Here is a 13,312-nt window from a genome sequence, read left to right as displayed (position 1 = left end):
CCATGTTCCTCAAGGGCAAGACTGCCATCATCACCGGATCGACCTCGGGCATCGGGCTCGAATATGCCAAGGTGTTCGCCGCCGAGGGCGCGAGTGTCGTCATCAACGGCTTTGGCGATGCCGCCGCGATCGAGACCGAGCGCGCGAAGCTGGAAGCGGCAAGCGGGGCCAAGGCCCTGTACGATGCCGCCGACATGACCAAGCCCGAGGAAATCGCCGCGATGGTCAAGCGCTGCCACGATGAGCTGGGTGGCCCTGACATCATCGTCAACAATGCCGGTATCCAGCATGTCGCCAAGATCGAGGATTTCCCCGCCGACAAGTTCGAGGCGATCATCAAGATCAACCTCAATTCGGCCTGGTACATGATGCAGGCGGCGGTGCCGCTGATGAAGGCCAAGAAATGGGGCCGGATCATTTCGACCGCGTCGGCGCATTCGCTGGTCGCGAGCCCCAACAAATCGGCCTATGTCATGGCCAAGCACGGTATTGCCGGGTTGACCAAGACGATCGCGCTGGAAACCGCGACCTATGGCATTACCGTCAACTGCATTTCGCCGGGTTATGTGTGGACGCCGTTGGTGGAGAACCAGATCCCCGACACGATGGCGTCGCGCGGGCTGACGCGCGATCAGGTTATCAACGACGTTCTGCTCGAAGCGCAGCCGACCAAGGAATTCGTCACGGTCGATCAGGTCGCCGCGCTCGCTTTGTTCCTGTGCCGCGACGAGGCAAAATCCATCACTGGCACCAACCTTTCGGTCGATGGCGGCTGGACGGCGGCCTGATCGAGTAGCGGCGGCCTTGGCAAGCTTCGGCTGGCGTGGTTAGTTGCCGGTCCGTTGCAACAAGGGATCGGTCGCTTTGAAGGTTTTAGCCCGAGTCCTTGGGTCTGTCCTCTGCGCGCTGCCCGCCGCACTCCTTGCCGGGTGCGGCGGCAAGGCTGGCAAGACGATCGAAGTGCGCATCGCCGAGCCGCGATCGGTACGCCCCGACGCGGGTGCGCAGGTCGACTGGCGGCGCGTCGCAACTGCCGAAGACCGAACGCGCTTGCGCAACTGGCGCCAGGCGTGGGTCGATGCGCTGGCCAAGGCACAACGCAGCGCCAAGGCGGCGGTTGTTACCGGCGACGCAACGCTGTTCGACCCGGACAGGGCGTTGAGCGGGGCGACGCCGCCAGCCGGGGATTATCGCTGCCGCGTGGTCAAGCTCGGTGCGAACGGAACCGCGATGCACGATGTGACGACCTACCCGCCGGTCGATTGCAAGATCGACGAGGAAGGCGGGGTGTCGAGCCTCTACAAAGTAACCGGTGCGCAACGCCCGGTTGGGCTGATTTTCCCCGATTCCTCGGCGCGTGCGATCTTTCTCGGTACGATGGTGCTGGGTGATGAAACCAAGCCGCTCAGCTACGGGCAGGACAGCAATCGCGACATGGCGGGGTATATCGAACGGGTCGGCGACAAGCGTTGGCGGTTGGTGCTCCCCTATCCCCGCTTTGAATCGCTGCTCGACGTGGTCGAGATCGTGCCCGCCCCCAAACGCTAACGGGGCGGTTCTGCGGGAAGCGTGGCCGCATTCTCGCGCTTTTCCGGGCGGATATAGATGGAGGACAGCATCGGTTCGGCTGCTTTCAGCTCGGTTTCGATCGTTTCGATCAGCGTTTCCGCCTCGCCCATCGTAATCTGATCGCGGAAATCGGCGCTGATCGCGACGAAGATGCTGTCGGCCGCGGTGTGGATGGTGCGGACGTGGTTGACCGCAGTAATTTCGGGCCGTGCTGCGACGATCGCGCGGACCTTGGTCACCACCGCCGGATCAGCCCCCTCGCCGATCAGCAATCCTTTCGCCTCGCGCGCGAGCAAGGCCGCGACGATGCCGAGGATAAGCCCGATTACGATCGACGCCGCGCCATCGATGCGCGGGTCGCCCCACATCTGGCTGGCCCATACGCCAACGCCGGCCACAATAAGGCCAGCGATCGCCGCCGAATCCTCGAATAGCACGATGAACCCGGCCGGGTCCTTCGACTTGCGCACCGCCGCCCACCAGCTCTTGCCGCGATTGGCGGCGGCAAATTCGCGCATCGCGACAAACCACGATCCGCCCTCCAGCGCAAAGGACACGCCAAGCACGATATAATTGACCAACGGATCGTGCAGCGGTTCGGGATCGAGAATGTGGACCCAGCCCTCGTAGATCGACACGCCCGCGCCGACGCCAAAGATCAGGATCGCGACGACGAAGCTCCAGAAATACAGCTCGCGCCCATAGCCGAACGGATGCGCCTCATCGGGCGGACGGCGCCCGCGATGCTGGCCGTACAGCAACAGGAGCTGGTTGAAACTGTCGACGACCGAGTGGAAGCCTTCGGTCAGCATCGCCGACGATCCCGTGATTGCCGCCGCCACGAATTTGGCGAGCGCGATGCCGAGATTGGCGAACAACGCTGCGATAACGACGAAATTGGTTCCGCCTTGCTTGGATGCCGACATGGATTTGTTTACCCCCGCGCGGACGCGACCATCCGCCAAATACACCGTAAGCGCGATCCTGTTCCAGGCCATGCCCCACCGCCCGGGCGATGACCACCCCGACGCAAGCTCGTATCCGTACTTTCCGAAGCTACTCCCTGGGCTCCCGCGCCGGATAGTGAGGCGATGCACGCCCCTGCCCCCGGCTCGCCCACGCCGCCTTTCTGGACGCGCTCGCCCGAGGCGATCTGCGCCGATCTCGACTGCGACCACGACGGACTGACCACCGCGCAGGCCGATGCGCGGCTTGCCCGTTATGGGCTCAATGCCGATGCGACGGCGCGCCAGACCGGCTTGTTGCTCGCGGTCATCCGCCGCCTGTTCGAGCCACTGTCGCTGATCCTGCTCGTCGCGGCGATCGTGTCAATCTCTACCGGCGACGGGGTTGGCGGGACGATCATCGTCGCCATTCTGGCGATTTCGATCGGGCTGGAGGCGGTGCAGGAACGCCAGGCGCTCGGCGCGGCGGCGGCGCTCCGCCGGACGGTTGCGCTGAAGGCCGAGGTCAAGCGCGACGGGCATTTCGTGCAGATTACGGTCGAGGGTGTGGTGCCCGGCGACGTGATGCGCGTGCGCGCAGGCGACATCATCCCCGCCGACGGGCTGGTGCTCGACAGCGATGCCTTTACCGCCAATGAGGCCGCGCTGACGGGCGAGCCGTATCCGGTAGAAAAGCGCCCCGGCACGGTCACAGGTGAGACGGCGGGCGAGGCGTCGAATGCGCTGTTTCGCGGCGCGGTTGGACAGACGGGCGAGGCAATCGCGCTGGTCGTGCATTGCGGTGCCGCAACCGTATTTGGTGGCGCGGCGGCGGCGCTCGACGAAGCCACCGAACTTTCCCCCTTCCAGCGCGACCTCCGCAGTTACGGGCTGCTCACCGCGCGGCTGACGATCGTGCTGGTCGTGGTGGTGCTGGCGACAAGTGTGTTTTTCGGGCGACCGGCGCTGCAATCGCTGATGTTCGCGGTCGCGCTGGCGGTGGGGCTGACGCCCGAATTGCTGCCGATGATTACGACCGTCACGCTGTCGCGCGGCGCGATGCGGATGGCCAGGCGCAAGGTGATCGTGAAACGGCTGGCGTCGATCCATGACCTCGGCGCGATGACGGTGCTGTGTACCGACAAGACCGGCACGCTGACCTCGGCTGAAATCACGCTCGCGCGCAGCCTGTCCCCCACCGGGGCGACGGACCCGCGCGCGGCACGGCTGGCCGCCATTGCCGCCGCTCTCGGTGGAGACCGCGGCGCGCTCGACGCGGCGTTGCTCGCCGCCGCGCCCGATGCGGATGCGGGCTGGACGCTGATCGGACGCCACGCCTTCGATTTCGCTCGACGGCTGGGGTCGGTGGTCGCGACTGGCCCCGATGGCACAATCCTGATCGCCAAGGGTGCGCCCGAGGCGATCCTTGCCTTATGCACGTCGAGTCAGGGCGGCGGCGCGATGGGCGCGGCGGAGCGCGCCGCCGCGTTGGCGTACGTTACGGCATTGGCCGGGCAGGAAGGCTTGCGCACGATCGCGGTGGCATCGCGCGTCTGGACCGGCCCTGCGCAAACCGTTTCGCCAGCGGATGAAACCGGCCTCGTCTTCGAGGGTCTGTGCGCCTTTGCCGACCCACCCAAGGCGACCGCCGCCGCCGCCATCGCACGATTGGCGGCAGCGGGAATCCGACTGAAGATCCTGTCGGGCGATGATCCGGTGGTGGTCAAGCGGCTGGCCGGGCTGGTCGGCATGAAGGCGGACCGTGTGCTGTCGGGCGCGGACATCCTGCACTTGTCCGACGATGCGCTTGCGGTGCAGGTGCGGCATGTCGATGCCTATGGGCGGCTCGCCCCCGATCAAAAATCACGCATCGTGCGGGCATTGCAGGCACGCGGGGCCGTGGTCGGCTATCTGGGCGATGGCATCAACGATGCCCCGGCGCTCAAAGGGGCCGACATTGGCCTGTCGGTCGCAGGGGCAACGGGGGTTGCCCAGGCGGCGGCGGACATGATCCTGCTCGACAGCGATCTCGCGGTCGTCGCGGACGGCGTGGAAGAAGGGCGGCGGACCTTCGCCAACATCCTGAAATACATCCGCATGGGGGCCAGTTCCAACTTCGGCAACATGCTGTCGATGGCGGTGGCGTCGTTCTTCCTGCCGTTCCTGCCGATGTTGCCGACGCAAATCCTGCTCAACAACCTGCTCTACGACGTGTCCGAGATCGGCATTCCGTTCGACACGGTGCCCGCCGAGGCCGTCGCCCTGCCGCAAGTGTGGAACGTGCGCGACCTCGTGAAATTCGCCGCGATCATGGGGCCATTATCCTCGCTGTTCGACTTGCTGACCTTTGCCGGGCTGGTGCTGCTGTTCCATGCCGCACCGCCTGAATTCCGTACCGCGTGGTTTCTGGAATCGATGGCGACGCAGGTGCTGGTGATCTTCATCATCCGCACCAATGGCAGGCCGTGGGCAAACCGCGCGAGCCCGATCCTGACGATGACGTCGCTGGGCGCGTTGCTGGTGGCGCTTGCCCTGCCCTTCACCCCGCTGGCGCACTGGCTGGGTTTCCAGACACCGCCACTGGCGATGACGGGCGGGATCGTTGCGGTGGTGGCCGCCTATCTGGTCTGTGCGGAGTTGCTGAAAGGCATTGCGATCAGGCCCAGCCGTCCATCACGCCACGCGCATCAGCGGGCGCTGATACCAAGGTGAGCGTCGCGCGAGCCCGAAAAAATCTCCCAGGTCGCGATGAACATCGCCGCGATCACCGGGCCCACCACCAGCCCGTTAAACCCGAACAGTTCCAGGCCGCCAAAGGTTGAAATCAGCACGACGTAATCGGGCATACGCGTGTCGCGCCCGACCAGAATCGGCTTCACCACATTGTCGACGCTGCTGATGATGAAGAACCCGCACAGCGCCAGCGCAATCCCCTGCCAGATCGCCCCGGTTGCGAGCAGATAGAGCGCCATCGGCACCCACACGATACCCGTGCCGATCGCGGGCAGCAGCGAGAACGCGCCCATCAGCACCCCCCACAGCAGCGCGCCGCCAATGCCGAGCCCCCACACGATCATCCCGCCGATCATCCCCTGCAGCACGGCAACGACCAGACTGCCCTTGATCGTCGCGCGCACGACCGCTGCGAACTTGTCGAACAGCGCGCGGCGATGCTCGGGCAGCAGCGGAATGGCATGTTCGACCTTCGCGACAATCTCGCCCCCGTCGCGCAACAGGAAGAAGCAGAGGTACAACATGATGCCGAGCGTCGCCAAAAACCCGAACGCGCTTTGGCCGAAGCTGAATGCCTGTGCTGCGAGCGAATCGAAACTCTTGACCGCCCCGTCCGCGATCCGCGCGCGCACCGCCGCGAAATCGGTGAGGCCATAGCCCGCCAATTGCTGTTGGACCCAGTTCGGCAAGCGGCCCTCAACCTGGAAGAACACCACATCGAAATCGATCTTGCCCGACTTGATCTTGGCATAGAGCCCCGCTGCCTGTTGCAACAGCGCGCCGCCCAGCAGAACGGTGGGCAAGATCACCACGAGCAGGATGAGCAGCAGCGTCAACAGGCTCGCAACGTTGCGCCTGCCACCAAGCAGCGTGCTCAGCCAATCGGTGAGCGGCGCGAACACGATCGAGGCGACTACTGCCCACACGATCGCGCCGAAAAAGGGGGCGATCAGCCAGGCAAAAACCAGCGACACAACGATGAGGAACGCCAGGAAGAACCCGCGTTCGAGCGATACGCCGCGCATATCCGGCGCTGTCATGCAGCCGCCAGCCGCGGAGTGCCGCCACGCCGCATGATCGTGCGCGCAAACGGCTTGCACAGTTCGAGTATGACCAGCAGCCCTGCCCCCAGCCCAAATGCGAAAACCATGTCGATCCACGCGATCGAGCCGAATTTCAGCAAGGTTTGCGCGGCGGGCAGGAAGAAGATCAGGCTGGCGATGACGACGATTGCCGCCAGCACGGCGCGCAGCGCGCTATTGTGCCGCGCGAAGGCCGCGATGATCGACGCGCCGAACGAGCGGTTGACGAGGATGAGTGCCAGAATTTCGGCGATCAGCGCGAAGAAGATCAGCGCGCGCACCTCCGCCTCGGGCATACCGCCGCGCATTTCCAGCAGGAACACCGTCGCCAGCATGGCAAAGGCCAACCCGCCCTGAAACACGCCCCACGCGATCATCGTTACCGAGAAAAGCGGTTCATTCGGGTCGCGGGGCGGACGGTGCATGATGTCTCTTTCCGCGTGCTCGGCCTCGAACACAAGCGCACAGACCGGATCGATCACCATTTCCAACAAGGCGATATGGATCGGCCCGAACAGGATCGGCATCCCGAATATCAGCGGCAACAACGCCAGCCCGGCGATCGGCACATGCACCGCGAAGATGAACGCCATCGCCTTGCGGATATTGTCGTAAATCCGTCGACCGAGCGCGACCGCTTGCACGATCGCGCCGAAATCATCGTCGAGCAGCACGATCGCCGACGCCTCGCGCGCGACATCGGTGCCGCGCTTGCCCATCGCGATGCCGATGTGCGCCGCCTTTAGCGAGGGCGCGTCGTTGACGCCGTCCCCGGTCATTGCCACCACTTCACCATCGGCCTTGAACGCCTGGACGATGCGCAGTTTTTGTTCGGGCATGATGCGGGCGAACACCGTTACCGTCTTCAACCGCACGGCGAGCGCGGCATCGTCGAGCGCCGCGAGTTCATCGCCGGTCAGCACATCACCATCGGCGATTCCGGCCTGCGCGGCGATCGCCTTGGCGGTGGCGGCGTAATCGCCGGTAATCATCGCGACGCGGATTCCCGCTGAGCGGCATTCGGCGACCGCCGCCTTCACCGTCGGGCGCAACGGATCGGCCAGGCCAACCAAACCGACCAGTTCGAACGCGAAGCCTGCCTGCGTCTCGGGCCAATCGGTATCGACGGCAACCGCCGTCGCCACGCCGAGCACGCGAATGCCGCGCGCGGCCATCCGGTCGACCGCCTGCGTCATACGGTCCCGCTCAACGGGTGCCAGCTTGCACAAATCGGCAATCGCCTCGGGCGCGCCCTTGGTCGCGACGACCAGCCGGTCGTCCTCGGTGCGCCAGACATTGGACATGGCGAGCAGATCGGGCCGCAGCGCATAGCCGTGGACGTGCGTCCAGTCCGGCCCCGTCGCCGCGCAAACCTCGACATGCGCCTGATGCAGCGCGATTTCCATCGGGTCGGACGGGTCCGCCGCGCTCGCCAGCGCCGCCATGCACACGATCGGTCCGTAATCGGCAAAGGCGCACGGCGCTTCGCCCAGCGTCGCCTCCTCGCCCGAGGCCAGCCACAAGGCGACCACCGACATGCGGTTTTCGGTCAGCGTGCCGGTCTTGTCGGTACACAGCACCGTCGCCGAACCCAGCGTCTCGATCGCCGCCGCGCGCCGCGTCAGCACGCCGACCGCGCCGATCCGCCACGCCCCCATCGCCAGGAAGATGGTGAGCACGACCGGAAATTCCTCGGGCAGCATCGACATGCCGATCGCGATCCCGGCGAGGATCGCCTCGATCCAGCCGCCGCGCAACAGGCCGAACAGCACCACCACCGCCAACGCCACCGCACCCCCGCCGATCGCACACCAGGTGACGATGCGGGTGGTTTCGCGCTGGAGCCGTGGTGCCTCGGTATCGAGCGTGGCGAGTGACTGGCCAATCTTGCCGATTTCGCTGCGCGGCCCGGTCGCGGTCACTTCGGCGATGCCGCTGCCGCGCGCAACCAGTGTGCCCGAATAGACATAGGGCTGATCCTCGCCCCCCGGACGGTGATCGGCTGATGAAACCTCCGCTTGAACCGCCTTGCCGACCGCGAGCGACTCGCCGGTCAACAGCGATTCATCCGCCTGGAGATCATCCGCACTGAGCAAGCGTCCATCGGCGGCGATGCGGTCACCCTGCTCCAGCACGAGCACATCCCCGCACACCACCTCGCGCCCCGGAATGCGCAGGCGCTCGCCCCCGCGAACGACCAGGGCGCTGGGTGCCGAAAGATCGCGCAATGCCTCCAGCACCCGTTCGGTGCGGGTTTCCTGGACGACGGTGACGACCACCGAGAAACTGGCAAAGGCCAGCAGGATCAACGCCTCGGTCAAATCGCCCAGCAGCAAGTAGGCAACGCCGCCTGCCAGCAGCAGCGCGAACATCGGCTCCTGCACCACCTCGAACGCGATATGAAAGGTCGAGCGTCGCCCGGCGCGGGGCAAGGCATTGGGCCCGTCGCGCGCCAGACGATCGGCGGCTTCGGCAGGCGAAAGACCAGTGGGTGCGGGCGTCATCATGGTGGCTTTCCCCGACACCGAGTTCCCGGTGACACTATCCACCGGCTAGCGCAGATGCGCACGCAAGACGAGGAGCAATGCCGCGCCGCGCCCGCTTCCGCTATGCGGGCTTTCCCCTAAAAGAGCCCCTTCGCTTCGTCGGTTCGCGCGATGTGTTCGCGCCTAGTGCTTCTTGGGTTGCGGCACGCCGCTTACCCAGAAGATGCCGCCCGGCTGCAACGCGATGACATATTGCCCGCGATCCTCGCATTCGGCGATCCACGTCGCTTTGCCGTCAATCGGCTCATGCTTTTTCATCCGCACGATCTTTTGGCAGGTATAGCCGCCATCGCGGATCGCGCGGAACATCGTCGTTTCCTGCAAGGAGGGCGACAAGGCATCGATCTTCGCCTCCATCGGATCGCGCGTCGCGACGGCGGCAGGCTTGTCGCTGCCGCTCGGGCTGCCATCGCACGATGCCAACGCCGCCGTCAGGATCATCGCTACGGAGATACGGTTCATCATCTCGCTCTTGTCCCTCAAATGCCGCCCGCAACCACCGTCCGCCCCGTTGCCTCCAACGCGCGCGTGAGCTCGGCGATGCAGCGGTCGGCCAGCGCCGCGTCGGTCGCGCGCACCACGAAATTGGCACCGGTGCGGCCATCGCGAAAGAAGGGATAACTCCCAATCGCCACGCCTTCATGGCTCTTTTCCGCCTCGCGCAGCAGGTCAGCAATCTCGCTTTCACCGACCCAGCAGCCGATCGTGCGCGACAACACCGGCAACCCGCCCTCCAGCGTGCCGGTCAGCGCATCCAGCATCCCTGCGGTAATGTGCGGCACCCCTGCCATGATGACGACATTGCCGATGCGGATGCCCGGCGCACCCGACATGCGGTTCTCGATCAGATCGGCCCCTTGCGGCACGCGCGCCATGCGCTTGCGCGCATCGGTCAACCCGCCGCGCGTTGTGTAATAGGCCTCCAGCACCGCCACCGCCTGCGGGTGATAGACCACCGGCACGTCCAGCGCCTCGGCAATGGCATCGACAGTGATATCGTCATGCGTCGGGCCAATGCCGCCGGTGGTGAACAGATAATCGTTGCGCGCGCGCAGCACGTTGACCGCCTCGACGATCGCGTCGGTCTTGTCGGGCACGACGCGCACCTCGGCCAGGCGGATGCCCTGCACGTTGAGCCAGGTCGCGATTTGCGCGATATTCCTGTCCTGCGTGCGGCCCGACAGGATCTCGTCGCCGATCACCGCCAGCGCGACCGTCCAGATGCGTGTCGTCATAGCTCCGCATAGCCCGCATCGTGGCCCTCGCAAAGCCCAAGCGGCTTCGCTATATCGCGGGGATGACCGAATATGTAACCGTAACCGCCGACGCGCCCACCGCCCGGACCGGCGCCATCAAGCTTCATGGGCCCGAAGCCTTTGCAGGTATGCGTGCCGCCGGAAAATTAGCCGCCGAAGCGCTCGACATGATCGTGCCGCACATGGTGCCCGGCATGGCCACTGCCGAGTTGGACGCGATGATCCGCCGCTTCATTGTCGATCGCGGCGGCGTGCCCGCAACGCTTGGCTATCGCGGCTATACGCATTCGAGCTGCATCTCGACCAATCATGTCGTGTGCCACGGCATCCCCAGCGACAAGACGCTGAAAAATGGTGACATTGTCAATGTCGACGTCACCCCGCTGCTCGACGGCTGGCATGGCGATACCAGCCGCATGTATTTGATTGGCGACGTGCCGATCAAGGCGAAGCGGCTGGTCGAGGTGACCTATGAATGCCTGATGCTCGGCATCGAAATGGCCAGGCCCGGCAATCATCTCGGCGACATTGGCGACGTGATCCAGCGCCATGCCGAAAAGCACCGTTACGGCGTGGTGCGCGATTTCTGCGGCCACGGTGTCGGTCGCCTGTTCCATGATGCGCCCGAAGTGGTCCATGCCGGTCGCCCCGGCACCGGCCCCGAGCTGAAGCCCGGCATGATCTTCACGATCGAACCGATGATCAACACCGGTCGCCCCGACGTAAAGGTGCTCGACGATGGCTGGACGGCGGTGACGCGCGACCGTTCGCTGTCGGCGCAGTTCGAACATTCGATCGGCATTACCGAGGACGGCTGCGAAATCTTCACGCTCAGCCCGGGCGGGTTCGACAAGCCGCCTTATTGAGCGCGAACCGGAACCGTGCCTCAAAATAGGGCAGCACTGGCGTCGATGCGCGCGCGTTAAGCACATTACGCTGAGCCCCTGCCCTTCCGCGCACGCGTTTGCGCCACCTCGCGCGGCTGGCACGGTTGTTGTAAGAGACATCGACACACTGGGAGTGCGTGCTGCGTGAAAAAGATCGAGGCGATCATCAAGCCGTTCAAGCTCGATGAGGTGAAGGAAGCGCTGCACGAAGTCGGCGTGAGCGGAATTACCGTGACCGAGGCCAAGGGCTTCGGTCGGCAAAAGGGCCATACCGAACTGTATCGCGGTGCCGAATATGTCGTCGATTTCCTGCCCAAGGTGAAGCTTGAGGTGGTCGTCGAGGATTCGCTGGCGGAGCGCGTGGTCGAGGCCATTGCCGCCGCCGCGCAGACCGGGCGCATTGGCGACGGCAAGATCTTCGTCATCCCCGTCGAGACCGCGCTGCGCATCCGCACCGGCGAACGCGACGAGGATGCCATTTGACGCAGCGCAACATTGTGTGACAACCCGAGCATCCGGGTGAAACGTGATTCCCGATTCTACGCGGGAAATTGATTGATAACGAAAGGGCGTGGGGACATGGCGAATTCGGCTCCAAACACTGCGAGCGACGTGCTGACGATGATCAAGGAGCAGGAGATCGAGTGGGTCGATCTGCGCTTCACCGATCCCAAGGGCAAATGGCAGCATTTGACGATGGTCGCCGGCGTTGTCGGCGAAGATGAGCTGACCGACGGCTTCATGTTTGACGGTTCCTCGATCGAGGGCTGGAAGGCGATCAACGAATCCGACATGATCCTGAAGCCCGATCTCGACGCGGTGTGGATCGATCCGTTTTCGGCGACGCCGATGCTGATCCTGGTGTGCGACATCGTCGAACCCTCGACCGGCGAGCTTTACGCCCGCGATCCGCGCTCGACCGCCAAGCGCGCCGAGGCGTATCTCAAGACCACCGGCATCGGCGACACCGTGTATATCGGGCCGGAAGCCGAATTCTTCATGTTCGACAACGTCCAGTTCGAGAACAGCTATTCGACCAGCTATTACAAAATCGACGATATCGAGCTGCCAACCAACACCGGCACCTCGTATGAAGGCGGCAATCTCGGCCACCGTCCGCGCGCCAAGGGCGGCTATTTCCCCGTCGCGCCGGTCGACAGCGCGGTCGATATCCGTGGCGAGATGGTTTCGACCATGCTCGAAATGGGCCTGCCGTGCGACAAGCATCACCACGAAGTCGCCGCTGCCCAGCACGAGCTCGGCCTCACCTTCGGCACGATGACGCTGACCGCCGACCGGATGCAGATCTACAAGTACGTCTGCCACAACGTTGCACAGGCTTACGGCAAGACCGTCACCTTCATGCCCAAGCCGATCAAGGAAGATAACGGCTCGGGGATGCACACCCATCTGTCGATCTGGGACAAGGGCCAGCCGTTGTTCGCGGGCAATGGCTATGCCGGTCTGTCGGACACCTGCCTGTATTTCATCGGCGGCATCATCAAGCACGCCAAGGCGGTGAACGCCTTCACCAACCCGACCACCAACAGCTACAAGCGCCTGGTGCCGGGTTATGAAGCGCCCGTGCTGCTCGCCTATTCGGCGCGCAACCGCTCGGCTTCGTGCCGCATTCCTTATGGCACCGGCCCCAAGGCGAAGCGCGTCGAAGTGCGCTTCCCCGACGCGATGGCCAACCCGTATCTCTGCTATGCGGCGCTGTTCATGGCCGGTCTCGACGGCATCCAGAACCGCATCCACCCGGGTGAGGCGATGGACAAGAACCTGTACGACCTGCCGCCGGCCGAACTGGCCGAAGTGCCGACCGTGTGTGGTTCGCTGCGCGAAGCGCTCGAAAGCCTCGCCGCCGATCACGACTTCCTGCTCAAGGGCGACGTGTTCTCGAAGGACCAGATCGAATCGTACATCGAACTGAAGATGCACGACGTGGCGCGTTGGGAAATGACCCCGAGCCCGGTCGAGTTCGATATGTACTATTCGTACTAAGGCGCGGCCGCGACCGCACGGTGTGCGCCAGCGCATAGTGCGAATCGACCGGCCTCGCTTTAGCGAGGACCGACGAGTTTCAGGTAAACGATGCCCCGCATCGTTTAGGTCATGCGGGGGGCATGACCGGCCTGAAACTGGCTTCGCCGCGGCGCGATGCCAGAAAAGGCGTCCGGAGCGATCCGGGTGCTTTTTTTTCATTCTTTGGACGGTGGGCGGGACCTGCCGCCCTTATCGACGCCGCGTTTGGCCGAAGTTGTTGGCCCTCACAAACGCCAGACAAGCATGGGT

At 64.5% G+C, this 13,312-nt stretch carries 11 protein-coding genes; 6 read left to right on the top strand and 5 right to left on the bottom strand.

The genetic code is table 11. The annotated features are described in order from the left end of the window. Nucleotides 1-2 precede the first annotated feature (2 nt). Together WC704_RS09665 and WC704_RS09660 are read left to right on the top strand one after the other, a co-directional pair. On the top strand, nucleotides 3-788 hold the full coding sequence (locus tag WC704_RS09665) for a 3-hydroxybutyrate dehydrogenase (protein ID WP_372889707.1): 786 nt from the start codon (nucleotides 3-5) through the stop codon (nucleotides 786-788). A 76-nt stretch (nucleotides 789-864) separates the two neighbouring features. Beyond that, nucleotides 865-1,548 (top strand): DUF4893 domain-containing protein, encoded by a 684-nt coding sequence (locus tag WC704_RS09660; protein ID WP_372889706.1) that lies wholly within the window; start codon nucleotides 865-867, stop codon nucleotides 1,546-1,548. On the opposite strand, the gene WC704_RS09655 is transcribed toward WC704_RS09660, so the two are convergent. Then, nucleotides 1,545-2,495 (bottom strand): cation diffusion facilitator family transporter, encoded by a 951-nt coding sequence (locus tag WC704_RS09655; RefSeq protein WP_372889705.1) that lies wholly within the window; start codon nucleotides 2,493-2,495, stop codon nucleotides 1,545-1,547. The two genes, WC704_RS09660 and WC704_RS09655, sit on opposite strands and share 4 nt — an antisense overlap. A gap of 165 nt (nucleotides 2,496-2,660) precedes the next feature. On the opposite strand from WC704_RS09655, the gene mgtA reads away from it, so the two are divergent. Continuing rightward, nucleotides 2,661-5,225, top strand: a complete 2,565-nt coding sequence (gene mgtA / locus WC704_RS09650) for a magnesium-translocating P-type ATPase (protein WP_372889704.1) — start codon at nucleotides 2,661-2,663, stop codon at nucleotides 5,223-5,225. Here the strand turns inward: mgtA and WC704_RS09645 are convergent. The 4 genes from WC704_RS09645 to WC704_RS09630 form a co-directional block, all read right to left on the bottom strand. Next, nucleotides 5,201-6,286 carry an AI-2E family transporter gene (locus WC704_RS09645; RefSeq protein ID WP_372889703.1) on the bottom strand — a complete coding sequence of 362 codons (1,086 nt, stop codon included), beginning with the start codon at nucleotides 6,284-6,286 and terminating at the stop codon, nucleotides 5,201-5,203. The two genes, mgtA and WC704_RS09645, sit on opposite strands and share 25 nt — an antisense overlap. Further along, nucleotides 6,283-8,832, bottom strand: coding sequence for a cation-translocating P-type ATPase (locus WC704_RS09640; protein ID WP_372889884.1), 2,550 nt, complete (start codon nucleotides 8,830-8,832; stop codon nucleotides 6,283-6,285). Before WC704_RS09640 ends, WC704_RS09645 begins: the two co-directional genes overlap by 4 nt. A 165-nt stretch (nucleotides 8,833-8,997) precedes the next feature. Continuing rightward, nucleotides 8,998-9,336 (bottom strand): hypothetical protein, encoded by a 339-nt coding sequence (locus tag WC704_RS09635; protein WP_372889702.1) that lies wholly within the window; start codon nucleotides 9,334-9,336, stop codon nucleotides 8,998-9,000. Nucleotides 9,337-9,353: 17 nt separating this feature from the next. Continuing rightward, nucleotides 9,354-10,109, bottom strand: a complete 756-nt coding sequence (locus WC704_RS09630) for a competence/damage-inducible protein A (protein WP_372889701.1) — start codon at nucleotides 10,107-10,109, stop codon at nucleotides 9,354-9,356. A gap of 62 nt (nucleotides 10,110-10,171) precedes the next feature. On the opposite strand from WC704_RS09630, the gene map reads away from it, so the two are divergent. From map to glnA, 3 genes are all read left to right on the top strand, one after another. Next, nucleotides 10,172-10,996, top strand: coding sequence for a type I methionyl aminopeptidase (map, locus tag WC704_RS09625; protein WP_372889883.1), 825 nt, complete (start codon nucleotides 10,172-10,174; stop codon nucleotides 10,994-10,996). A 165-nt stretch (nucleotides 10,997-11,161) separates the two neighbouring features. Beyond that, nucleotides 11,162-11,500: a P-II family nitrogen regulator gene (locus WC704_RS09620; protein ID WP_033965448.1), complete on the top strand. Its 339-nt coding sequence runs from the start codon at nucleotides 11,162-11,164 to the stop codon at nucleotides 11,498-11,500. A gap of 96 nt (nucleotides 11,501-11,596) precedes the next feature. Continuing rightward, nucleotides 11,597-13,021: a type I glutamate--ammonia ligase gene (gene glnA, locus WC704_RS09615; protein WP_372889700.1), complete on the top strand. Its 1,425-nt coding sequence runs from the start codon at nucleotides 11,597-11,599 to the stop codon at nucleotides 13,019-13,021. Nucleotides 13,022-13,312 lie beyond the last annotated feature (291 nt).

The organism is Sphingomonas sp. (genome assembly GCF_041661885.1).
Classification (GTDB): domain Bacteria; phylum Pseudomonadota; class Alphaproteobacteria; order Sphingomonadales; family Sphingomonadaceae; genus Sphingomonas.
This window is presented reverse-complemented; position numbering and strand designations above follow the sequence as displayed.